Genomic DNA, 23,829 nt, shown 5'->3' on the forward strand with positions numbered 1-23,829 from the left:
TGTAAAGTTTACTCGGGCTTGGTGTCGATCTTTTTCCATTCCCCCTGCACCAGCAGCTCGTGGGGCAGGTACTGGCGCTTGTAATTCATCTTGCGGCAGGCCTCCACCAGATAGCCGAGATACAGCCAGCTGCGACCGGTACGCTTGGCCAGTTCCAACTGACTCAGAATGGCAAAGGTGCCGAGGGAGCGGTCGGCATAGTCCGGATCGAAGAAGGTATACATGGCGCTCAGGGCATGGGGCAGCAGATCCGTGGTGGCCACCCCGATGAGCCGGCCCGCCTTGCGCATCTCAAGATAGAGGGGAGGCATCCAGTCACAATGCAGGAAGCCCTTGTACTGGGTACGGCTCGGTGGATACATGCTGCCATCGTGGTGGCGCTCGCGGATGTAGCGCTCGTAGAGCTGGTAGTACTCCGGCTTGTCGTCATAGCTCAGCACCAGTTCGAGATCCCGGTTCAGCTGACGGATCCGTTTCTGGCCACGGCTCGGCACGAAGTGCTCGCTGTGAATGCGCAGGGACTGGCAGGCGCTGCAGGCCGGGCAGTGGGGACGATAGATGTCGTTGCCACTGCGCCGAAACCCCGCCGTCAGCAGTCGCTCATAGCCTGCGGCATTGAGCAGCTCGTGATCCATCAGCACCAGCAACTGCTCCTGCTCATGGCCGAGATAGCTGCACGGGTGCCTGGGGGTCAGCCCTACCTTGAGGATCACTTCTTCGGTCATAGGCTGATGTCCCCCGGCTGCCAACACCCCTCGGTCAGCGGCTGCCGGGTGAGGGTGGCCAATTTCGTCAGAAAGCGCCTCCTGGGCCACTGCTCTATCCCCAGGGTGGCCAGGAAGTCGTTCTGCATCTGGCAGTCGATGAGGGCGCCGCCGTGGCGGGCGAAGTGGCGGCAGAGCGCCACCATGGCCAGTTTGGCACCGTTATCGATACGGCTGAACATGGACTCGCCGCAGAAGACCCGACCGAAGGAGAGGCCGTAGAGGCCGGCCTGCAGCTGACCCTCCTGCCAGATCTCGACGGAATGGGCGTGGCCGAGGCGATGAAGTTGTTGATAGGCGTCGATCATGGGCGTGCTTATCCAGGTTCCACTGGCGCTGCGACGGGGGGCGGCGCAGGCCACTATCACCTCATTAAAGGCGCGATCGATGGAAATATCGAATGAGGTGCGGCGGATAAACTTCTGCAGGCTGCGACCTATGTGCAGTCGCTCGGGTTCTACCACACCTCTGGGATCTGGCGACCACCACAGCGGCGGCTGGTAGGGCTCGTTCCACGGGAAGATCCCCTTGTGATAAGCTGCCAGCAGGCGGACAGGAGAGAGATCCCCCCCGATCGCCAGCAGCCCGTTGGGCTCTTCCAGCGCATGCCTGGGGTCGGGAAACCAGCACAGCTCATCATCCAGTTGGGTAAGATAGCGAGACATAAGACAGAGGTTCATAGATGAAGGCCATTATCCTGATAGTATCCAGCTTGCTTGGCTTTGTCACTGCACCCGCCTGGGCTGCGGCCTACGATCGCAACACGGCGCGCCCCGTGGATCAGGTGGTGTTTGGCCAGGTGGACACGGTGCGCAACATCACCCAGCGCCAGATAGTGGAGTCCGAGCATACCGGCTGGAAGACGCTGGGGGGCGCCGTGCTGGGAGGTTTGCTCGGCAATCAGTTCGGCGGTGGCCATGGCCGGGAGATCGCCACCGCGGTGGGCGCCTTGGCGGCTGCGGCTGCGGTGCAATATTACCAGTCGGGTGACAGCGTGGTGGAGAACAAGCTGGTGGAACTGCTTATCCGCAACGAGCAGAGCGGGCTCATCAACGTGATCCAGGATTATGATCCGGCCATGCAGTTCGCTAGCGGCGACAAGGTGCGCATCCTCTATTTCAGCGATGGGGTGCGGGTCGACAAGACCTATTGAGCGCGCTCAACGAGCGGCAAGAGAGGGCAAGCAGGGGGAGGGGAATTACCCGGCGGCTAGCCGGGCGGTACTACACGGGATACCTGTGTAGAGACTCGCTCAGGCGTCCTGAGACACTATCTTGTCGCGGCCGGTGTTCTTCGCCTGATATAGCTGGCGATCCGCTTCGCTCAGTGCCTCGTCCATGGAGAGCCGCCCGACGTTGATGACGCCAAAACTGGCGCGCACGAATAGCGGTATCTCCCGGGACAGCGGTTGCTGACGCATCTGTTGCCGCAGCCCCTCCAGTCGCTTGAGCAGCACGGGCACAGTGCTATGGGGCACCATGAGGGCAAACTCCTCCCCCCCGAAACGGGCGATCATGGCATCCGGGAAGAACTGGGTGAGCAAACGGGTCAGGTGACAGAGCAGCTGATCGCCGATGGCATGGCCCCAGTGATCGTTGACCTGCTTGAAATGATCCACGTCGAGCACGCACAGGGCGAGCGGTGCCTGCTGACGCTGATGCTCCTCGAACCACCTCTGCCCCTCGTTGAACCAGTAGCGCCTGTTGTAGAGCCCGGTCAGGTAGTCGCGATTGGCCGACTCCTGGATGCTGTTGAACTGCTCCAGCGCCTCCAGATTGTGGCTGACCCGACATTGCAGCTCCTCCGGCTCGAACGGCTGGTTGAGAAAATCGTTCGCCCCCTGCTTGAGGTAGCGGGCGGAGAGGCCGTGCTTGTCCGACACCGAGATGCCGATGATGGCGAGCTGCTGCTTGCTGTAGCGCTCCCGCAGCATCCGCACCAGGCTGATGCCGTCGATCTCCGGCATGTAGTAGTCCACCAGCATCAGCCGAATGGCAGGATTCTGTTCCAGGGCGCTCAGGGCGTCGCGGGCGCAGTTTGCCTCATGCACCTGCAGCAACTGCTTGCGCAACTGGGCCGCGGTACGGTGGCGGGAGGTGCGCGAGTCGTCGACCACCAGCACTTCTATGGTCTGGTTGAGGTAGAGGCGGTGTACCAGGCTGACGGCGTATTGCAGGGAGTGGCGTGAATCCTTCATCACATAGTCCAGTACCCCCGCCTCCAGCCAGGCTTCCCGCTTCTCCTCGCTGATGTCGGCGGTGAGGATAACCACCGACAAACCCCGCTCCAGCAACACCTTGACCGCTTCCCCGCTGGGGGCATCCGGCAGGGTGAGATCCACCAGAGCGACCACGTACTCCTCCCCCCGGCAATGACGGGCCCCCTCCAGGGTATCGAACGCATCGATCTCCAGCCCGGTTTGCTGCGCAATGGCCTGGATCAACATGCGGCGGATCGTCATGCTGTCTTCGACAATCAATATTTTCCGTTTCATCCGGATCCTTAAAAGAAAAAGGCATGCCTCTCGGCATGCCCTTTATAACCTTGTGCTTATTGTGCGTCCAGATATCGCTCTGCATCGAGGGCCGCCATGCAGCCGGTGCCGGCGGAGGTGATCGCCTGGCGGTAGACATGGTCGGCCACGTCGCCGGCGGCGAACACGCCGGGGATGCTGGTCTGGGTCGCGAAGCCTTCCAGGCCACCGCGTACCTTGAGATAGCCGTTCTCCATCGCCAGCTGGCCCTCGAAGATCTGGGTGTTGGGCTGGTGGCCGATGGCGATGAACACGCCCATCAGCGCCAGCTCGGAGCGGGACTCGTCACGGGTGCTGCGCAGGCGCACGCCGGTCACGCCCATATTGTCACCCAGCACCTCGTCCAGAGTCTGGTGGGTATGCAGCACTATGTTGCCACTCTCGACCTTGTCATTGAGGCGCTTGATCAGGATCTTCTCGGCGCGGAACTCGCCGCGACGGTGGATCAGATGCACCTTCTTGGCGATATTGGCCAGATACAGCGCCTCTTCCACTGCGGTGTTGCCGCCGCCGACCACGGCCACTTCCTGGTTGCGGTAGAAGAAGCCGTCACAGGTGGCGCAGGCGGAGACGCCACGGCCCTTGAACGCCTCTTCGGAGGGCAGCCCCAGATACTTGGCGGAGGCACCGGTGGCGATGATCAGCGCATCGCAGCTGTATTCGCCGTTGTCGCCCTTGAGGCGGAACGGACGCTCGGTCAGCGCCACTTCATTGATGTGATCGAACAGAATGCGGGTGTCAAACTTCTCCGCATGGGCCTGCATGCGCTCCATCAGGGCCGGACCGGTCAGCCCTTCCGCATCACCCGGCCAGTTCTCCACCTCGGTGGTGGTGGTCAGCTGACCACCTTGCTGCATGCCGGTGATGAGCAGGGGGCTCAGGTTGGCGCGGGCGGCATAGACGGCCGCGGTGTAGCCCGCCGGGCCGGAACCCAGGATCAGCAGTTTGCTATGAGTAACTTGGCTCATGATGTGATTTCCGAGACGTGATGAGTTTGCGCGATTGTAGGTAATTCGTGATCCAGGGTCAAAGGCCAGCGCGTCGATTGTGGCAATCGCCTGTGAAGGGGGTTGGCGGCGCTCGTGGTGCCATAAAAAAACCGCCCATCGCGGGCGGATTTTCACTCATCGGCGCTCCCTTGCGGGGGCGGGATCAGTTCAGCAGGGTCAGGGGATCCGTGTAGGCCAGATGATGCGCCTCGGCCACTTCCCGGCAGGTGATCTTGCCTGCCATCACGTTCAGCCCGTGCAACAGGTGGGGATCACCCAGCAGCGCATTGCGGTAGCCCTGCTCGGCCAGCCGGATGATGAAGGGCAGGGTGGCGTTGTTGAGGGCGACGGTGGAGGTTCGCGCCACGGCGCCCGGCATGTTGGCCACGCAGTAGTGCACCACCTCATCGACGATGAAGGTCGGGTCCTGGTGGGTGGTGGCGTGGGAGGTTTCCACACAGCCGCCCTGATCGATGGCCACGTCGACCACGGCCGAGCCCGGCTTCATGCGCGCAATGTGGTCACGGCTGACAAGTTTTGGCGCAGTGGCGCCGGGCACCAGCACGCCGCCGATGACCAGATCTGCCGCCAGGATGTGGCGCTCCAGGGTCTCGCGGTTGGAGTAGACCACCTTGGCCGCCCCCTGGAATTCGCTGTCGAGGCGACGCAGGGTATCGATGTTGTTGTCGAGTATGGTGACATCGGCGCGCAGGCCTATGGCCATACGGGCTGCATTGGAGCCCACTACGCCGCCACCGATGATCACCACCTTGGCAGGTTCGACCCCGGGTACGCCGCCGAGCAACACGCCGCTACCGCCGCGGGACTTCTCCAGCGCCTGGGCGCCCGCTTGAATAGACATGCGTCCGGCCACCTCCGACATGGGGGCCAGCAGCGGCAGTCCACCACGGGCATCGGTGACGGTTTCGTAGGCGATGCAGACGGCGCCGCTGTCGATCAATTCCCGGGTCTGGGCCAGGTCTGGCGCCAGATGCAGGTAGGTGAACAGGGTCTGGCCAGGACGCAGCATGGCGCGCTCGACCGCCTGGGGCTCCTTGACCTTGACGATCATCTCGGCCTTGGCGAAAACATCGTCAGCAGAGGCCAGAATTTCGGCCCCCGCAGCCAGATAATCTGCGTCACTGAAGCCAATGCCAGTTCCTGCGCCGCTTTGGACGAAAACGGTATGGTTTCGTGCTGTTAGTTCACGTACACTGGCCGGAACCATGCCTACGCGATATTCATGGTTTTTTATTTCCTTAGGTACACCGATAATCATGCTATCCCTCGTCTATCGATTGGTGGTTTATGTTGCCACAATGTTAAGCAACATTTGCGCCTAGTATATTCAGGTATTGACAGGATTTGTGACCATAATTATAAAATGACTGGTGATTCTTACCAAAAAATAGCCAAAGGATGGAATTAAATGATGGAAGCTAAGAGTCGGCTAAAGGATTTGGACAGGATTGACCGCAACATTCTGAATGAACTGCAAAAGGATGGCAGGATTTCGAACGTTGAGTTGTCCAAACGAGTTGGCCTGAGTCCTACACCGTGTCTGGAACGGGTTCGTCGCCTGGAGCGACAAGGCTATATCGAAGGATATGCCGCTATTCTGAACCCTCATTATCTGGACGCGTCTCTGCTGGTGTTCGTGGAAATTACCCTCAATCGCGGCGCACCCGACGTCTTTGAACAGTTCAACAAGGCTGTTCAGGTGCTCGAGGAGATCCAGGAGTGCCATCTGGTCTCCGGTGATTTCGACTATCTGCTCAAGACCCGCGTCAGCGACATGTCGGCTTACCGCCGCCTGCTGGGGGAGACCCTGTTGCGTCTGCCCGGGGTCAATGACACCCGCACCTACGTGGTGATGGAAGAGGTCAAGCAGAGCAGTCGTCTGGTGATCAGCACCCGCTAAGCCGGGTTATGCTGTGACTTGCAAGTTCCATGACGAGTCACGATAGTCAGAAACGAGCGGCCGGTCCGCTCGTTTCTTCTTATGAACTTGGTTGTAAAGATGGCCCCGCCCTCAGGCACAGGCTGACAATCGGTGGGCTTTTCAGGGATACTAGGCCCCCTATCCCCGCATTACATGTTTTCAGAAAGGAGCCGGAGTTTGGCCGATAAAAAGCTGTTTACTCCTTTGTCAGGTACCCAACGGATCTTCGAGGCCGTCTTGATCGCCATCACCCTGATGGCTGCCTATCTCTTGCTTGCCCTCTTGACCTACCATCCCGCCGATCCCGGTTGGTCCCAGACCTCCTGGCAGGGGGAGGTGAAGAACCTGGCGGGCAGCGCCGGTGCCTGGCTCGCCGACATCACCATGTTCACCTTCGGCGCCTTCTCCTATCTGGTGCCGCCGCTGACGGTTCTGCTCGGCTGGAGCCTGTTCTGGCGCCCGAGCCGGCTGCTGGAGGTGGATTATCTGACCCTGTCGGTGCGCATCGTCGGCTTCCTGCTGACCGTGCTCGGCATGTCGGCCATTGCCAGCATGAACTTCAACGACATGCAGAATTTTTCCGCCGGCGGCCTGGTGGGGGACGTGATCGCCTCCGCCGTGGTGCCGCTGTTCGGCGGTGTCGGCGCCAACCTGATGCTGCTCTGCTTCGTGGCCACCGGCATCACCCTGTTCACCGGCTGGTCCTGGCTCACCATAGTCGAGCGGATCGGGGCCAGCTGCACCGGCACCGTCAGCGCCATCTATCACTTCCCCACCACGCTAGGTCGCTGGTTGACCGGGGGCTGGCGCCAGCCTCGCTTCGAGGGACCGGATCCCTTGCTGGAAGGGGGCGTGGGTGCCATCGATCTGGATGAGGAAGACGAACCTCACGGCAGCTGGACGCGCAATCCCAAGGCCAAGGGCGCGGCCCAGAAGACAAAATCTGACGAATGGCTGCCGGAACTCGATGACGATACCTTCCAGTTCGAGCCGCAGTTTGACGACGAAGATGACGAGGCGCCGACGCCCGTCGCCAAGCCCAAGCGCGCGGCCAATGCCCGCCCGCAACCCGTGCTGGCAGCTGCGGATGAGGACGAGCTCGATCTGCCCTGGGCGGAGGGCGACGAGGCCCCGGCCGCGCCGGTGGCGGTTGCCCCCAAAGCCAAGCGCCGCCCGCAGCCGGGCATGGCCCCCTTGCCGGGGCTGGATCTGCTGGACAGACCGCCCGCCAAGACTCAGATGATGAGCAAGGACGAACTGGACCGTATGGGCCGTCTGGTGGAGGCCAAGCTGGCCGATTACAACGTGCAGGCCAAGGTGGTCGGCGTCTATCCGGGCCCCGTCATCACCCGTTTCGAGCTGGATCTGGCGCCGGGCATGAAGGCGAGCAAGATCACCAACCTGTCTCGCGACCTCGCGCGCTCCCTCTCCGCCAGCAGCGTGCGGGTGGTGGAGGTGATCCCGGGCAAGACCTTCGTCGGCATCGAGCTGCCGAACCGGGTACGCCAGACCGTCTACCTGCGCGAGACCCTCGACTGCGACGACTTCCGCGACAGCCGCAACCCCTTGACCATGGGCCTGGGCCAGGACATCGCAGGGGAGCCCGTGGTGGTGAACCTCGCCAAGATGCCGCACCTGCTGGTGGCCGGTACCACCGGCTCCGGCAAGTCGGTGGGGGTCAACACCATGATCATCTCCATGCTCTACAAGTCGTCGCCGGAGGATCTGCGCTTCATCATGATCGATCCCAAGATGCTGGAGCTCTCGGTCTACGAGGGGATCCCGCATCTGCTGACCGAGGTGGTCACCGACATGAAGGACGCCGCCAACGCCCTGCGCTGGTGCGTGGGCGAGATGGAGCGCCGCTACAAGCTGATGTCGGCGGTCGGGGTGCGCAACCTCAAGGGCTACAACGACAAGGTGCTGGCCGCGGCCGCCGAGGGACAACCGCTGCGGGATCCGCTGTGGCGCCCCGGCGACTCCATGGATCAGATGCCGCCGGAACTCGAGAAGCTGCCCCACATAGTGGTGGTGGTGGACGAGTTTGCCGACATGATGATGATCGTCGGCAAGAAGGTGGAAGAGCTCATCGCCCGTATCGCCCAGAAGGCGCGGGCCGCCGGTATTCATCTCATCCTCGCGACCCAGCGTCCGTCGGTGGATGTGATCACCGGTCTCATCAAGGCCAACATCCCGACCCGGATCTCGTTCCAGGTCTCGAGCAAGATCGACTCCCGTACCATCCTGGATCAGGGCGGTGCCGAATCCCTGCTCGGCATGGGTGACATGCTCTACATGCCGGCCGGTACCTCCAACCCGACCCGGGTCCACGGCGCCTTCGTCGATGACCACGAGGTGCACAAGGTGGTGGCGGACTGGAAGCTGCGCGGTGAGCCGAACTACATCGAGGAGATCCTCTCCGGCGAGTCGGATAGTGAAGGCGGCAGCGGTGACTACGGCAGCAGCGGCGACGAGGAGCTCGATCCCCTGTTCGACGAGGCGGTGGCCTTCGTGGTGGAATCCCGCCGTGGCTCCACCTCCAGCGTGCAGCGCAAGTTCAAGATCGGTTACAACCGGGCGGCTCGTCTCATCGAGCAGATGGAAAACCAGGGCATCGTCAGCAGCCCGGGTGGCAACGGTCAGCGCGACGTGCTGGCACCGCCACCGGTGCGTGACTGAGTTCCCCCTATCATCCAGGCCATGTCTCGCTAGACATGGCCTCTTATCGAGCCCTTTTAAACGGGAAGCATGATGAAGAAACAATTTTTGATGGGTACGGTGCTGCTGCTGGCCAGCAGCCAGGTGTGGGCCGATGCCGCCAGCGACCTCAAGCAGAAGCTGTCCGATGTGAGCCTGTTCTCGGCCAAGTTTGCCCAGACCGTCTATGACAGCAAGGGCAAGGAGCTGCAAAAGGCGAGCGGCGATCTGCTGGTGCAACGCCCGAACCGGTTCAACTGGCACACCACAGCGCCGGATGAGAGCCTGATCGTGGCCGATGGCAAGGACGTCTGGGTCTATGATCCCTTCGTCGAGCAGGTCACCGCCCTCAAGCTGAAGGATGCGGTGCTCAACACCCCCTTCGTGCTGATCGCCGGCAATGACAACGCGCTCTGGAAGAACTACGACGTGACCCAGCAGGGGGACGTCTACACCGTCACCAGCCGCAATCAGGACGAGCTGATCGCCTCCTTCCGCATCACCTTCGATCGGCAGAACAACATCAGCCGCTTCGACGTGAAAGAGGCGCAGGGGCAGTGGAGCGAGTTCACCCTCAGCGGCTTCAACCGCAAACCGGTGCTCAAGGGCAGCGAGTTCCAGTTCAAGATCCCGAAGGGGGTCGCACTGGACGACCAGCGCTGATGCGCGGTCTCTCTTTGGATCTCTGCTCGGGCCGTCTCCTGCTGGCGGCCCGGGTGACGCAGGATGGTCAACGCCGATGAGCAACCTCTCTTTGGATTTATCGTCGGACCGTCTGCCACTGGCGGTCGACGTGGCGCAGGACGGTCAACGCAGATGAGCAACCTGTCGCTGGACTTCTCGTCCGACTTTCGCCCTCTGGCGGCCAGGATGCGGCCGCAGAATCTCGACCAGTACATAGGTCAGCAGCATATCCTGGGGGCTGACAAGCCCCTGCGCAAAGCCATCCTGGCCGGCCACTGCCACTCCATGATCCTGTGGGGCCCCCCGGGTACCGGCAAAACCACCCTCGCCGAGCTGATGGCGCACTACTGTCAGGCCGAGGTGGAGCGACTCTCGGCCGTGACCTCCGGCATCAAGGAGATCCGCGCCGCCATCGACAAGGCGAAGGAGAACAGCTGGCGCGGGGTACGCACTATCTTGTTCGTGGATGAGGTGCACCGCTTCAACAAGAGCCAGCAGGATGTGTTCCTGCCTCACATCGAAGACGGCACCATCACCTTCATCGGCGCCACCACCGAAAACCCCTCGTTCGAACTCAACAACGCACTGCTCTCCCGGGCCCGGGTCTATCTGCTGAAGAGGCTGGAGGAGGAGGACATCCTCGCCATGATCGATCAGGCTCTGACCGACTCGCGCGGCCTCAATGACTCGACGCTGGCCTTCGCCCCCGGGGTGAAGGAGGCGCTGGCCAAGGCGGTGGACGGCGACGGGCGCAAGTCCCTCAACTACCTGGAGCTGTTGGCCGACATGGCCGAGGCCAACGGGGCAGGGCAGCGCATCATCGACAGCGCCCTGCTGGCCGCCGTGGTGGGGGAGCACGTGGCGCGCTTCGACAAGGGGGGCGATCACTTCTACGACCTCATCTCGGCGGTGCACAAGTCCATTCGTGGCTCGGCCCCCGATGCGGCGCTCTACTGGTATGCTCGCATGGTGAGCGCCGGTTGCGATCCGCTCTACATCGCCCGCCGGCTGCTGGCCATCGCCTCGGAAGATGTCGGCAACGCCGATCCGCGCGCCATGCAGGTGGCGCTGTCGGCCTGGGACTGTTTCCATCGCATCGGCCCGGCGGAGGGGGAGCGGGCCATTGCCCAGGCCATTGTCTACCTCGCCTGCGCCCCCAAGAGCAATGCGGTCTACACCGCCTGGAAGGCGGCGCTCAACGATGCCAGGAACCTGCCCGACTTCGAGGTGCCACCGCACCTGCGCAACGCACCGACCAAGCTGATGAGCGATCTGGGTTATGGCGCCGAGTACCGCTACGCCCACGACGAGCCCGGCGCCTATGCGGCGGGGGAGAGCTACTTCCCGCCGGAGCTCGCCGGCAAACACTACTACCAGCCGACCGATCGCGGCCTCGAGAAGCAGATTGCCCAGAAGCTCGACTATCTGCGTGAGCTGGACCGGCAGAGCCCGCACAAAAGAGACAAATAACGGCTCGACGCCGGATGTGGGACGCCGTACGACCGGATCGGCGAAGAAGAGGCTGCCGATGCCCGAAAACTTGGCAAAAACGACAGCAATAGTCCCTGTTCGGGCGGGGGGGCGGTCTGCTACACTGCCCCTCTGACCCCGCTTGTCTTGGCCTTGCACCATCTTCTTGATTTCGAAGGCCCGATTCCGAAGACATAGGGGTGCGCCAACCGATGTTAACTTCCGGATCTGTTCTCTCGCCCGGTCACGATGACCCAGGCCCAGATCCCATTAAAAAAAGTAGGTAAACCATGCTGGATCCCAAATATCTGCGCAGCGATATCGAAGAGGCTGCCGCTCGTCTGGCGACACGTGGCTACGTTCTGGACGTAGCGGCTGTCAATGCTCTGGAAGAGAAACGCAAGGATCTGCAGTCCCGTACCCAGGAGCTGCAGGCCGAGCGCAACGCCCGCTCCAAGTCCATCGGTGAGGCGGCCCGTCGTGGTGAAGATGTGGCCCCGCTCAAGGCCGAGGTGACCAAGATCAACGACGAGCTGGAGACCAGCAAGGCCGAACTCGAGTCCCTGCTGACCGAGATCAAGGCCATCTCCGACGCCATCCCCAACCTGCCAAGCGAGACCACCCCGGTGGGACGCGACGAGAACGATAACGTGGAAGTGCGCCGCTGGGGCACCCCGCGCGTGTTCGACTTCCCGGTACGCGATCACATCGATCTGGGTGAAGCGGCCAAGGGCGTGGATTTCAAGAACGGCGTCAAGCTCGCCGGTGCCCGCTTCGTGGTGATGAAGGGCCAGATTGCCCGCCTGCATCGCGCCCTGGCGCAGTTCATGCTGGACCTGCACACCCTGCAGCACGGCTACACCGAGTGCTACGTGCCCTATCTGGTGAACCCGGACAGCCTGTACGGCACCGGTCAGCTGCCGAAGTTCTCCGAAGACCTGTTCAACACCGGCATCAATGGGGAAGGGGATGACGAGGGCAAGCTGCGCAAGTTCTCCCTGATCCCGACCTCCGAAGTGCCGCTTACCAACATGGCCCGCGACGAGATCTTCGACGAGCAGGAACTGCCCATCAAGATGACCGCCCACAGCCCCTGCTTCCGCTCCGAGGCGGGCTCCTACGGTCGTGATACTCGCGGTCTGATCCGCATGCACCAGTTCGACAAGGTCGAGATGGTGCAGCTGGTGCACCCGGAGAAATCCTGGGAAGCGCTGGAAGAGATGGCCGGTCACGCCGAGAAGGTGCTGCAACTGCTGGAGCTGCCGTATCGCGTGATGGCGCTGGCCACCGGCGACATGGGCTTCTGCGCCGCCAAGACCTACGATCTGGAAGTCTGGCTGCCGGCTCAGAACACCTACCGCGAGATCTCCTCCGTCTCCAACTGCACCGACTTCCAGGCCCGTCGCATGCAGGCCCGGGTGCGCATCGATGGCAAGCCCCAGCTGCTGCACACCCTGAACGGCTCCGGCCTGGCAGTGGGTCGCACCCTGGTGGCGGTGATCGAGAACTACCAGCAGGAAGACGGTCGCATCGCCATCCCGGCGGCGCTGCAGTCCTACATGGGTGGCCTGACCCACATAGGGTAAGCCGCTCGTGCTGACGACAACGCCATGGCAGTGCCATGGCGTTGTGCATTCCGGCGTCGGCCAATGGTTTCGGCAGGGGCTAACATGGCTTCTATCGGCGCCGTATTGGATATTTAACACAATTTTATCAAGCATTGCGCAATCGTTTTTGTTAGACTGCGCCGCAATTTCGCAGGACATCTTTTTCTATGGTCTGGATTGATTACGCCATCATCGGCATCGTCGGTTTCTCCGCTCTCATCAGCCTGGTGCGCGGCTTTCTCAAGGAAGCCATGTCCCTTGTCACCTGGTTCGTCGCCTTTTTCATTGCCAGCCATTTCTATCCCGATCTCGCCGTCTACTTCACCTCGTTTACCGATGCCATGGTGCGCAACGGCCTGGCCATCGCCGCCCTGTTCGTGGCGACCCTGATCCTGGGGAGCGTGGTCAACTATGTGGTGGGCCTGCTGGTGGAAAAGACCGGCCTGTCCGGCACCGATCGGGTGCTGGGAGTCTGTTTTGGCGCCATTCGCGGGGTACTGATCGTCAGTGCCCTGCTGTTTTTTATGGATACCTTCACCAGTCTCTCCCAGAGCGACTGGTGGGTGGCGTCCAAGCTGGTTCCCGAGTTTAAACCGGTGATCCAGTGGTTCTTCGGGTTCATGCTGAACTCATCCAGTTTTCTCAATCAGGTACAGTGACTTCGAGGTAGCAAAGACATGTGTGGTATTGTCGGTATAGTTGGCACCACCCCCGTCAATCAGGCCCTCTACGACGCCTTGACGGTGTTGCAGCACAGGGGACAGGATGCCGCCGGGATCGTGACCATAGACAGTGGAAACTTCCGGCAACGCAAGGCCAACGGCCTGGTGAAGGATGTGTTTGAAGTGCGCCACATGCAGCGACTGAAGGGGCATATCGGCATAGGACATGTCAGATATCCCACCGCAGGCAGCTCAAGTGCCGCTGAAGCCCAACCTTTTTACGTGAACTCCCCCTACGGCATGGTGCTGGCCCACAACGGCAACCTCACCAACGCCAAGGCGCTCAAGGAGCAGCAGTTCAAGGTCGCCCGCCGCCACATCAACACCACCTCCGACTCGGAAGTGCTGCTGAACGTGCTGGCGCACGAGCTGGATCTCTGCGACAAGATGGAGCTGCGTCCCGAGGACATCTTCTCCGCAGTGCGCAAGACTCATCAGCAGATCCGCGGCGCCTATGCCGTGGTCTCCCTGGTGATAGGTCACGGCCTCATCGGCTTCCGCGATCCCAACGGCATTCGGCCGCTGATCCTGGGTCGCCGTATCGACGAGCAGGGCCAGGTGGAGTACATGCTCGCCTCCGAGAGCGTGGCGCTCGACGCCATCGGCTTCGAGACGGTGCGTGACGTCGCCCCGGGCGAGGCCATCTACATCACCGAGCAGGGCCAGCTGTTCTCCGAGCAGTGTGCGGAGAACCCGCAGATGAGTTCCTGCATCTTCGAGTACGTCTACTTCGCCCGTCCCGACTCCTGCATCGACAAGGTCTCCGTCTATGCCGCCCGCCTCAACATGGGTCGCAAGCTGGGCCAAAAGATCGCCCGCGAGTGGGAAGATCTCGACGTGGATGTGGTCATCCCCATCCCCGAGACCTCCTGTGACGTCGCGCTGGAGATAGCCCATACCCTCGATCTGCCGTACCGTCAGGGCTTCGTGAAGAACCGCTACATCGGCCGTACCTTCATCATGCCGGGCCAGACCCAGCGCAAGAAGTCGGTGCGTCGCAAGCTCAATGCCATCGGCTCCGAGTTCAAGGGCAAGAAGGTGCTGCTGGTGGATGACTCTATCGTCCGTGGCACCACCTCCGAGCAGATCATCCAGATGGCGCGGGAAGCCGGTGCGGCCAAGGTCTACTTTGCCTCCGCCGCCCCCGAGATCCGTTTCCCCAACGTCTACGGCATCGATATGCCCACCGCCAACGAGCTGATCGCCCATGGCCGGGAAGTGGAAGAGGTGTGCAAGCTGATCGGTGCCGATGGCCTCATCTTCCAGGATCTGGAAGATCTGGAAGAGGCTGTGCGGGAGATCAACCCCGAGCTGCGCCACTTCGAGACCTCGGTGTTCAACGGCCACTACGTCACCGCCGACGTGGATCAGGGCTATCTGGACCACCTCAATGCCCAGCGCTGCGACGACAACAAGGCCGTGCGCGAATGGCAGGAAGGCACCAGCAACCTGGAAATTTTTAACGAAGGCAGTTAAACGTTTTCGTTCGCCATGACCGATATGAGATGGGGGCCCTGGCCCCCATTGTCGTGTCTGAGAGGCGGGGAAGGAGGATTATCTGTTTTAAAAATAAGCACTTATGCGGCCGGGTGTGGGCAGTGGCGGCGGGATCCGCTAGCATGGGCTGCCACCGCGTCAATCGCGCCGCCGTATCAACCAGAACAGACGAGAATTCAGATGGATGACCTGCTAGCCCCCGTTCGCCAGTTCCTGCATTGTGAGACCCCGGATGCCTGGGTAGAGATGGCGCGGGATCCCGCCCAATTGCCGACCCTGCTTATCGATCACGCCAATTGCGAGAACAAGGCCGCCCTGACCGCCCACAGCCTGGTGCGTCGCTACTGCCTGCCCAAGGGCAAGCGCCACCTGCTGCCCAAGCTGGCGTTCTACCGGGAACTGGACGCCATCCCCGAGAAGGCCGAGATCCTCGGCAAGCGAATCATGGGGGAGTCGGATCGAAGCGTGTTTGCCGAACTGGAGCGCAACCCCCTGCTGTTTCCCATGGTGCGGCTCATCCAGGAGGAGCTGCATCACTTCGAGCAAGTGCTGGAGATCATGGCCGCCCGCGGCATCCCCTACGGCCCGGTCAGCGCCTCCCGTTATGCCCGCAGTCTGCTAAAGCATGTGCGCACCTACGAGCCCGCCGCCGTGGTCGACAAGATGATCATCGGTGCCTATATAGAGGCGCGCTCCTGCGAGCGCTTCGCGAAGATAGCCCCCCATCTGGACGAGGAGCTGGGGCGCTTCTATGTCTCATTGCTGCGCTCGGAGGCGCGCCACTACCAGGACTACCTGGCACTGGCGGAGCAATATGCGGAGGAGGATATCAGCGAGCGGGTGGCCTTCTTCGGCGAGATAGAGGCAGAGCTCATTAGTTCGCCGGATCCGCAGTTCAGGTTCCATAGCGGACCGCCTGTCAGATCTGACAGTTGTTGAACCCCAAGGGGGCACCTACTATCTCGGTGTTCCTACTACGAGCGACGCAATCACTTTTTGAGCGCAATTCCCGGCCCACAAGCCGGGTTTTTTTATGCCTGAAAAACGAGGGAACGGCCGCGCCGGGTCCGCGGCCTAGACATCATCTGCGGTATTCGTTGTTGTAGTTCTGGATGAGGCGGCGGGTCACCTCGTGCTGGGGATCGGCAAACACCTTGAGGGTCTTGCCGCGCTCCACCACCCGGCCGTCATGCATCACCAGCACCTCGTCGCTGATGTGGCTGACGATGCCGAGATCGTTGGCCACCAGCACATAGCTCAGCCCCGTGGTCTCCTGCATCTCCAGCAGCAGATTGATGATCTGGGAGCGTACCGAGATGTCCAGGGTCGACAGCGCCTCGTCGGCCACCACTATCTTGGGATTGAGGATCAGGGCGCGGGCCAGCCCCACCCGCTGCTGCTGACCGGCGGAGAGCATCTGCGGGTAGAAGAGGGCGTGGTCGGGCAGCATGCCCACCATGCGCAGGGTCTGCACCACCTTGTCCTTGCGCTCCTCCTCGCTCATCTCGGTGTTGAGGCGCAGCGGCGTCTCCAGGATCTGGCCGACCCGGATCTTGCGGTTGAGCGAGGTGTTGGGGTCCTGAAAGATCATCCGCAGCAGCTTGCAGCGGGTCTGATAGTCACCGTGCACCAGGGGCTGCCCCTCGATGGCGATCTCGCCGCCGCTGGGCTCTATCATGCCCGCCAGGATGCGCGCCAGCGTGCTCTTGCCGGAGCCGGCCTCGCCGACGATGGCCAGGGTCTGGCCCACCTCCAGATTGAACGAGAGCGGCTTGATGGCCTCCACCGCCTGGCGTCTGAACAGGCCGGTACGGTTCTGGTAGGTCTTGCAGAGGCCTCTGACCTGCAACAGGGAGGGTTCGATCACAGGCTTGGCTCCTTGGCGAGCGACGGCGTCGCCACAGACGGATGATTCATGTTCATTTCTTCGGCTCTGCCATGTTCAGGGGGAAGTGGCAACTGATACCTGGCTGGCCCCTGGCGTTGCTCATGGGTCCGGATCATTTCTTCGGTTCGTCCATGTTCAGGGGGAAGTGGCAGCTGATACCTGGCTGGCCCCTGGCGTTGCTCATGGGTCCGGATCATTTCTTCGGTTCGTCCATGTTCAACGGAAAGTGACAACTGAACTGATGACCCTTGACCTTGCTCATCAGCGGGGTCTGCACGCACTGCTTCTGGGCATAGGGACAGCGGGGGCCGAGGCGACAGCCGATGGGCAGGTGTTGCAGCGGTGGAATCACCCCGGGCAGGGTCTCGAGCCGGGACTTGTGGCGCACCAGCTTGTCAAAGTCCGGAATGGACTTGAGCAGGGCGTCCGTATAGGGGTGATGGGGCGAGGTCAGGATCTGCTCCCGGGTGCCCACCTCCACCATCTGGCCGCAGTACATGATGTTGATGGTATCGGTCAGGTTGGCGATGGCGGCGATGTCGTTGCTGATGATGAGGATGGTGGTGTTGCCCAGCTTGTTCATCTTGTCCAGCAGCCGCAGGATCTGGGAGTGGGTAGTCGACTCCATGGCGCTGGTGGGCTCATCGGCCACCAGCAGTCGCGGCTGGTTGGCGATGGCCATGGCGATCATCACCTTCTGGCACATGCCGTCCGACAGCTCGTGAGGGTAGGCCCGCATCACCTTGCGGTGATCCTTGACCCCCACCCGGTGCAGCAGGGCGATGGCTCTCTTCTTGCGCCACTGGAAGCGCTGCCAGAACTTGCCGACGAAGGAGTCGGTCGGGATGGCCTCTTCCAGCTGGGTGCCTATCTCCTCCGAGGGATCGAGGCAGCTGATGGGGTCCTGGAAGATCATGGCGATCTCGCGACCCATGATGCGGCGGCGCTCCTTGGGGGCCATGGTCAGCAGATCCATGTCGTTGAAGCGCATCCTGTCGGCGCGCACCGTCCAGTTGTCCTTCTGGATGCCGACGATCACCTTGGCGACCAGGCTCTTGCCGGAGCCGGATTCCCCCACCAGGCCCCGGATCTCCCCCTCGTTCAGGGTCAGGCTGACCCTGTCCACCGCCTTGACCTTGCCCTGGGGGGTGTCGATTTCTATGGTCAGGTTGCGTATGTCGAGCAAGGGCATCAGTGGCGCTCCTCATGAGGGTGTGGCAGGGCGTGCTGCATCTGGGCCATGCCGTCCTTGATGGTATAGAGCCGCAGTATCATCAATCGTTCCCCTCTTTAAGCGCTTCGCGGATCCCTTCACCCACCAGGTTAGTCACCAGCACGCTGAACAAAATGGCCATGCCCGGCAGGGTCACGGTCCAGGGGGCGAGATAGATGAGATCGCTCGAATCGGCCAGCATGGCGCCCCACTCGGGTTGCGGCGACTGGGCGCCGAGCCCGAGAAAGCCCACCGCCGAGATATCCAGGATGGCGGCGGAGAGGGTACGGGTGGTCTGCGCCACCAGGGTCTCCACTATGTTCGGCAGCACGGCGAGCCGCATGATGCGCCAAGGGGGCGAGCCGTCGAGGCGGCTGGCGATGATGTACTCCTTCTGCATCTCGGTGTGGACCGCGTTGTAGGTCGCCCGGATGAAGGGAGGAATGAGCGCCAGCGTGATGGCGATCAGGGTGTTGAACAGGCCAGGCCCCAGGATGGCGACCACTATGATGGCCAGCAGCAGGGAGGGGATGGAGAGCAGGGTATCGAGCAGGTGATGGAGCACGCTCGATTTTACCCCCTTGCTCATGCCACCGAGGATGCCGATGGCGGAGCCGACGATGAGCGCGATCACCACCACCAGCAGGGCGTTGCCGAAGGTAAGCCTTGCCCCTACCACGAGGCGGGAGAGGATGTCGCGGCCCAGATCGTCGGTGCCGAGGAAGTAGTCGATGTTGCCGGTGCTGGCCCAGGAGGGGGCCAGCAGCAGACGGCTGCTGTGTTGATCGTCGATGCCGTAGGGCACCACCAGGGGACCGACCAGGGTGATCAGCAGCAGCAGGCCGAAGCACCAGAGGCCGCCCATGGCCAGCGGGTTGCGACGATAGGAGGCCCAGGTCTGCTCCAGTGGGGAGAGGATCTTGAGCTCCGGATAGATGTTCGATTTATCTTGCATAAGTCAGGCTCCAGCCCAGGCCATGAGCAGGTTCAATCTTGTTTTGCATAGCGTTCTTTGCGTCGTGCCGGGTACAGCATGACGGCGGTGAGCAGCGCGGCGCTGACAGCATAGAGAGAGGGCAAGATGGGCTCACCATAGGTTCGTGTTCAATCTTGTTTTGCATAGAGCTCTTTGCGCCGTGCCGGGTACATGATGGTGGTGAGCAGCTCGGTGCTGACGCTGATGAAGATCACGAAGCTGGCGACCACCAGGGTCGCGCCCCGGATGGCGGCGTAGTCCTGCAGCGCTATGCTGTTGACCAGCCAGCGGCCGATGCCGGGCCAGTCGAACACCACCTCGGTGATCATGGCGGAGGTGAGCACGCTGCCCAGTTGCAGGCCGAGCAGCGGCAGCACCGGGGGCAGGGCATTCTTGAGACCATGGCGCCAGACGATCTGGCGGCGGGAGAGGCCCCGGCTTGCCGCGGCCTTAATGTAGTTCTGCTTCAGCACGTCGATGAGCGAGCTGCGCACGTGGCGGATCACCTCGGTGGTGGGCACCACGGCCAGCACCAGCGACGGCAGCACCAGATGGCGCAGGGCATCGTGCAAGGCCGCCTCCCGCCAGGGCTCCTGGCTCAGCAGCACGTCTATGATGGCGATGCCGGTGATGGAGGGCACGTCATAGAGCAGGCTGATCTGGCCCGAGGCCGGCAGCCAGCCGAGATCCAGCGAGAAGAACATCACCATTAGCAGGGCCAGCCAGAACACCGGCACGGCGTAGCCGATGAGGCCGGCGGTCATGATGGAGAGATCCAAGGAGCGGCCCTGATAGAGCGCGGCCAGGGTACCGAGCGGGATCCCCAGCAGCAGCGAGATGGCGAAGGCCGTGATGCAGAGGGTCAGGGTCGCCGGGAAGTAGTGGCGGATCTCCTCCAGCACCGGCAGGCCGGAGACGCTGGACAGCCCGAGATCGCCGGCGAAGATACGCCGCAGGAAGTCCGGGTAGCCATGGCCGAAGTCCAGCACCTGACCGATGAGGCGAGACTCCAACAGATAGGCGCCCAGGGTCAGCACCAGCAGGGTGATCAGCAGCAGGCTGATGCGGCGCAGAATATAAAAGAACATGGTTAGCCCTCCGCACTCGGGTGCGTCGATGACAGGGGAGGCCGGCTGCCGCTGCCGGGATGGGGATAGAGACGCATGCTTACTCCCGGTAGGCCTGGTTGAAGGTGGTGCCACCGAAGGGCATGAGGGTCAGCCCCTGGATATCGCTGCGGCTCACCTGGGTGCGCAGGGCATGGGCCAGCGGGATCAGCGGCAACTGCTCATTGAGCAGGGTCTGGGCATAGTAGTAATTGCGCAGGCGGAAGGCGAGCTGGGGCGTGGTCACCGCATCGTCCAGCAGCTGATCGAAGGCCGGGCTGCACCAGCGGCTGTAGTTGTTGCCCCGCTCGACCGCGGCGCAGCTCAGCAGCTGGCGGAAGAAGTTGTCCGGGTCGGCGTTGTCGGCGATCCAGCCGGAGAGCAGGCTGTCGTACTGGCCCTTGGCGAGGCGGGTCTCGATGACCGGCCAGGCCTGCTGCACTATCTTCAGCTTCACCCCTATCTTGGCGAGATCGCTGCGCATCAGCTGGGCGGTCTTGAGGCCGTCCGGGTTGTAGGGGCGCGCCCCCGGCTGCACCAGCACCTGCATCTCGAAACCATGAGGGAGGCCGGCCTCCTTGAGCAACTGGCGGGCGAGCTTCAGGTCCGGCTGACGCAGTTGCAGGGAGGGGTTGTAACCCCAGGAGAGCGGCGGCAGCAGGCTGGTGGCCGGCTGCCCGGTCTCGAAGTAGACCGCATGCAGCAGGTTCTGCACGTTGATGGCGCTGGCCAGCGCCTGGCGCACCTGCACCTTGTTGAAGGGGGCCTTGCGGGTATTGAGTGCCAGGAAGGCGACGTTCATGCCCGACTGGATCGACAGGTTGAGATCCGGATCCTTGTCGATCACCGACAGCTGGCTGGCGGAGGGGGTGCTCATCACGTCGCACTCGCCGGTCAGCAGCTTGGCGAGCCGCTTGGACGACTTGGGGGTGATGTCGTAGATCAGCTGCTCAATCTTGGCCTCGCCGCCCCAGTAGCCGGGATGGCGCAGGTAACGGATGAACTCGTTGTGGCGGTACTCCTTGAAGCTGAAAGGCCCGGTGCCTATGGGGCGATTGTCGAGCAGCGCCGGGGTGCCGGCCTTGATCATCTGCTCGCCATACTCGGCCGACAACACCACGGCGTAGTCGCTGGCCAGGGTGGCGAGGAAGGAGGCATCCGGCCGGTTGAGCTCGAACACCACCTCATAGGGGCCCTGCTTGTAGACCCGCTTGATGAGGGAGGCCAGCCCGAGGCTGTAGAAATAGGGGTACTCGCCGCCGGAGATGGTGTGGAACGGGTGGTGTTCGTCCAGCAGGCGCTGGTAGGTGAACAGCACGTCGTCGGCGTTGAACTGGCGGGAAGGGCTGAACCAGGGGGTGCGATGGAAGGTCACCCCCTTGCGCAGGTTCAGGGTATAGGAGAGCCCATCGTCGCTGCTGTGCCAGTGGGTGGCCAGGCCCCCCTCGATGCTCAGGGTATTGGCGTTCACCTCGAGCAGGCGATCATAGAGCGGGCGGGCGCTGGCATCCAGGGTCACCCCCGAATTGGCGAGCTGCGGGTTGAAGGTCTGGGGAGCCCCTTCGACGCAGTAGACGAGCCCTGTCTTGGAGGCCTCTGTCTGTTTCTGACAGCCGGTGACCAGGACCAGGAGACCGAGCAGCAGTGGTTTGAGCATTCTCATTATGGAACCATGTTTTCATGCAGAGTTGCCCGCCGGGGGGCGGGCGCGTTGCAGGAGCCTGCCGGGCAGGGACTCCCTCTGTTGGGATCAGTCGCTATCGCTGTCACCATCAAGCCGCGGGCATGTACGCAGCATGCTCCGAAATCGGTGATGACGCCGGCTCAGTCGATGTCCGCGTTGCCATTGCTGTCATCTCCCTCGAGCAGTTGGTATTTACGCAGCATGCCCCGGAACTGGTGATAGCTCAGGGCCAGTAATTGAGCCGCTTTGCGCTGATTATACTGGGATTGCTGCATCGCTTGCTTGAGTAAATTAATCTCGTATTCCGCCACCGCCCCCTTGAGATCCAGCGGCAGGTTGTGGGCCTGTTGCCCGTCCGGCGCCGCCTCGACGGGGGAGGGTGCCAGGCCATTGGCGCGGGGGCGCCAGGGTGAATCGAACGGGTTGAGCACCAGCTCCGCGAGCGGCAGCTGGGGGTTGCCCTGGCGGTAGAGGCTGCGCTCCACCACGTTTTTCAGTTCGCGCACGTTGCCGGGCCAGGGATAGTCCAGCAATAGCTGGGTCGCCTTGCGAGAGAAACCGGCAAACAGCGGATAGCCCAGCTCCCGGGTCATGCTGTGGGCGAAGTGCTCCGCCAGCATCAGGATGTCGTCCCGCCGCTCCCGCAGCGGGGGCAGGGTGATGACGTCGAAGGCCAGCCGGTCCAGCAAGTCGTGGCGAAACTGGCCGCGCTCGGCCAGCCGCGGCAGATCCTCGTTGGTGGCGCACACCAGCCGCACATCCACCTTGAGCGGCTTGGCACCGCCGACCCGCTCGAACTCGCCATATTCGATGACCCGCAGCAGCTTCTCCTGCACCCGGGCGCTGGTGGTGGCCAGTTCGTCGAGGAACAGGGTGCCGCCATCGGCGCGCTCGAAGCGGCCCTGATGGCGCTTGGCGGCGCCGGTGAAGGAGCCCGCCTCGTGGCCGAACAGCTCGGTTTCCAACAGACTCTCGCTCAGGGTGGCGCAGTTGATGGTGACAAAGCTTTGATCCCAACGTCCCGAGAGATAATGTAGGCGGTGGGCGATGAGCTCCTTGCCGGTGCCCCGTTCGCCGATGATCAACACGGGTTTGCGCAGCGGCGCGAGGCGCGAGGTCTGTTCGATGATTTCGAGGAAGGCGTTGGACTCACCCAACAGGCTTTCCGTGTCCGTGGTCATAATGATCCCTGTTCGGTGAAAAATCTGGTCAATCTTACCAAAAGTTAGTGTTTTTTATCATCTCTTGTTTCGGGCATCTTGAAACTCATAGAGAGTGCCCATATAAATCAACAAGTTAAATTTCTTTCCAGATTGGCACACAAGTTGCCATTGTCAATGGAGAAACAACCCAATGCCCATCACAGGAGTACAATCATGAGTATTTTTTCCCGCCTGGCCGACATCATCAACTCCAACCTGACGGCCCTGCTCGATAAGGCAGAAGATCCCCAGAAGATGGTGCGCCTGATCATCCAGGAGATGGAAGATGAGCTGGTGAAGGAGCGCTCCAACCTGGCCCGCTTCCTCGCCAACCAGAAAGAGATTGGCCGTCAGGTCCACCGTCACCAGGAGCGGGTGAATGAGTGGCAGGGCAAGGCCGAACTGGCGCTGGCCAAGGGTCGCGACGATCTGGCCCGAGCCGCCCTCATCGAGAAGAAGAAGCAGACCGAGCTGGCCGAGACGCTCTACCGTGAGCAGCAGGCGGTGGACAGCGGCATCGACAAGCTGGGTGACGAGATCCGCCAGCTGGAAGCCAAGCTGGAAGACGCCCGCGCCCGCCAGAAGGCGATGGCCATTCGCAGCGAGGCCGCCAGCAGCCGTTTGAACGTGCAGAGCCAGGTGGCCCGTGGCGACAGCCAGGCCGTGGTCAGCAAGTTCGAGCGCATGGAGCGCCGCATCGACGAGATGGAGGCCCGCGCCGATCTCGGCCAGTCCGACAAGGCGCTGGCCCAGCAGTTTGCCGAGCTGGAAGTGGACGATCAGATCAGCCGCGAGCTCGAGGCCATGCGCCAGAAGCTGGGCCAGGGTGACACCGCCTCGAAACAGGGAGAGTGA

General features: G+C 62.2%; 21 protein-coding genes. 10 read left to right on the forward strand and 11 right to left on the reverse strand.

What is annotated here, in order from left to right; all coding sequences use genetic code 11:
• Window positions 1–8: 8 nt before the first annotated feature.
• Window positions 9–725 (reverse strand): arginyltransferase, encoded by a 717-nt coding sequence (locus EL255_RS09145; protein WP_042653618.1) that lies wholly within the window; start codon window positions 723–725, stop codon window positions 9–11.
• Entirely contained in the window at window positions 722–1,429 is a 708-nt protein-coding gene (gene aat / locus EL255_RS09150) for a leucyl/phenylalanyl-tRNA--protein transferase (protein WP_042653619.1), read from the reverse strand. The genes EL255_RS09145 and aat overlap by 4 nt, the downstream gene beginning before the upstream one ends.
• A gap of 17 nt (window positions 1,430–1,446) precedes the next feature.
• Here aat and EL255_RS09155 point away from each other — a divergent pair, with 17 nt between their 5' ends.
• Window positions 1,447–1,917, forward strand: a complete 471-nt coding sequence (locus tag EL255_RS09155; protein WP_042653620.1) for a glycine zipper 2TM domain-containing protein — start codon at window positions 1,447–1,449, stop codon at window positions 1,915–1,917.
• Between the two features lie 99 nt (window positions 1,918–2,016).
• Here the strand turns inward: EL255_RS09155 and EL255_RS09160 are convergent, their stop codons facing one another.
• The 3 genes from EL255_RS09160 to ald form a co-directional block, all read right to left on the reverse strand.
• Window positions 2,017–3,258: a diguanylate cyclase gene (locus tag EL255_RS09160; protein WP_042653621.1), complete on the reverse strand. Its 1,242-nt coding sequence runs from the start codon at window positions 3,256–3,258 to the stop codon at window positions 2,017–2,019.
• Between the two features lie 56 nt (window positions 3,259–3,314).
• On the reverse strand, window positions 3,315–4,265 hold the full coding sequence (gene trxB, locus EL255_RS09165) for a thioredoxin-disulfide reductase (RefSeq protein WP_042653622.1): 951 nt from the start codon (window positions 4,263–4,265) through the stop codon (window positions 3,315–3,317).
• 184 nt (window positions 4,266–4,449) lie between these two features.
• Complete coding sequence (gene ald / locus EL255_RS09170; protein WP_042653623.1) at window positions 4,450–5,565, reverse strand: alanine dehydrogenase; 1,116 nt, start codon at window positions 5,563–5,565, stop codon at window positions 4,450–4,452.
• A gap of 150 nt (window positions 5,566–5,715) precedes the next feature.
• On the opposite strand from ald, the gene lrp reads away from it, so the two are divergent.
• The 8 genes from lrp (at window position 5,716) to miaE (ending at window position 15,844) form a co-directional block, all read left to right on the forward strand.
• Window positions 5,716–6,207, forward strand: coding sequence for a leucine-responsive transcriptional regulator Lrp (gene lrp, locus EL255_RS09175; RefSeq protein WP_005300047.1), 492 nt, complete (start codon window positions 5,716–5,718; stop codon window positions 6,205–6,207).
• A 198-nt stretch (window positions 6,208–6,405) separates the two neighbouring features.
• Window positions 6,406–8,907 (forward strand): DNA translocase FtsK, encoded by a 2,502-nt coding sequence (locus EL255_RS09180; RefSeq protein WP_042653624.1) that lies wholly within the window; start codon window positions 6,406–6,408, stop codon window positions 8,905–8,907.
• Window positions 8,908–8,979: 72 nt separating this feature from the next.
• Entirely contained in the window at window positions 8,980–9,588 is a 609-nt protein-coding gene (gene lolA, locus EL255_RS09185; RefSeq protein ID WP_042653625.1) for an outer membrane lipoprotein periplasmic chaperone LolA, read from the forward strand.
• Window positions 9,589–9,741: 153 nt separating this feature from the next.
• Entirely contained in the window at window positions 9,742–11,079 is a 1,338-nt protein-coding gene (locus EL255_RS09190; RefSeq protein ID WP_042653626.1) for a replication-associated recombination protein A, read from the forward strand.
• A 290-nt stretch (window positions 11,080–11,369) separates the two neighbouring features.
• Complete coding sequence (gene serS, locus EL255_RS09195; protein ID WP_042653627.1) at window positions 11,370–12,665, forward strand: serine--tRNA ligase; 1,296 nt, start codon at window positions 11,370–11,372, stop codon at window positions 12,663–12,665.
• A 188-nt stretch (window positions 12,666–12,853) separates the two neighbouring features.
• Window positions 12,854–13,345 (forward strand): CvpA family protein, encoded by a 492-nt coding sequence (locus tag EL255_RS09200; protein WP_042653628.1) that lies wholly within the window; start codon window positions 12,854–12,856, stop codon window positions 13,343–13,345.
• 18 nt (window positions 13,346–13,363) lie between these two features.
• Window positions 13,364–14,884, forward strand: a complete 1,521-nt coding sequence (purF, locus tag EL255_RS09205; RefSeq protein ID WP_042653629.1) for an amidophosphoribosyltransferase — start codon at window positions 13,364–13,366, stop codon at window positions 14,882–14,884.
• A gap of 201 nt (window positions 14,885–15,085) precedes the next feature.
• Window positions 15,086–15,844: a tRNA isopentenyl-2-thiomethyl-A-37 hydroxylase MiaE gene (gene miaE / locus EL255_RS09210; protein ID WP_042653630.1), complete on the forward strand. Its 759-nt coding sequence runs from the start codon at window positions 15,086–15,088 to the stop codon at window positions 15,842–15,844.
• A gap of 142 nt (window positions 15,845–15,986) precedes the next feature.
• Here the strand turns inward: miaE and EL255_RS09215 are convergent, their stop codons facing one another.
• The 6 genes from EL255_RS09215 to pspF form a co-directional block, all read right to left on the reverse strand.
• On the reverse strand, window positions 15,987–16,772 hold the full coding sequence (locus tag EL255_RS09215) for a peptide ABC transporter ATP-binding protein (RefSeq protein WP_042653631.1): 786 nt from the start codon (window positions 16,770–16,772) through the stop codon (window positions 15,987–15,989).
• A 214-nt stretch (window positions 16,773–16,986) separates the two neighbouring features.
• Window positions 16,987–17,985, reverse strand: a complete 999-nt coding sequence (locus EL255_RS09220; RefSeq protein WP_042653632.1) for a peptide ABC transporter ATP-binding protein — start codon at window positions 17,983–17,985, stop codon at window positions 16,987–16,989.
• A gap of 82 nt (window positions 17,986–18,067) precedes the next feature.
• Complete coding sequence (locus EL255_RS09225; RefSeq protein WP_042653633.1) at window positions 18,068–18,961, reverse strand: ABC transporter permease subunit; 894 nt, start codon at window positions 18,959–18,961, stop codon at window positions 18,068–18,070.
• Between the two features lie 149 nt (window positions 18,962–19,110).
• Window positions 19,111–20,070, reverse strand: coding sequence for an ABC transporter permease (locus EL255_RS09230; protein WP_042653634.1), 960 nt, complete (start codon window positions 20,068–20,070; stop codon window positions 19,111–19,113).
• A gap of 79 nt (window positions 20,071–20,149) precedes the next feature.
• Window positions 20,150–21,745 (reverse strand): ABC transporter substrate-binding protein SapA, encoded by a 1,596-nt coding sequence (sapA, locus tag EL255_RS09235; protein ID WP_042653635.1) that lies wholly within the window; start codon window positions 21,743–21,745, stop codon window positions 20,150–20,152.
• Window positions 21,746–21,912: 167 nt separating this feature from the next.
• Window positions 21,913–22,953: a phage shock protein operon transcriptional activator gene (gene pspF, locus EL255_RS09240; protein WP_042653636.1), complete on the reverse strand. Its 1,041-nt coding sequence runs from the start codon at window positions 22,951–22,953 to the stop codon at window positions 21,913–21,915.
• A 195-nt stretch (window positions 22,954–23,148) separates the two neighbouring features.
• On the opposite strand from pspF, the gene pspA reads away from it, so the two are divergent.
• Window positions 23,149–23,829 carry a phage shock protein PspA gene (pspA, locus tag EL255_RS09245; protein WP_042653637.1) on the forward strand — a complete coding sequence of 227 codons (681 nt, stop codon included), beginning with the start codon at window positions 23,149–23,151 and terminating at the stop codon, window positions 23,827–23,829.

Origin of the sequence: Aeromonas encheleia (assembly GCF_900637545.1) — a bacterium.
In the GTDB taxonomy this organism is placed as follows: domain Bacteria; phylum Pseudomonadota; class Gammaproteobacteria; order Enterobacterales; family Aeromonadaceae; genus Aeromonas; species Aeromonas encheleia.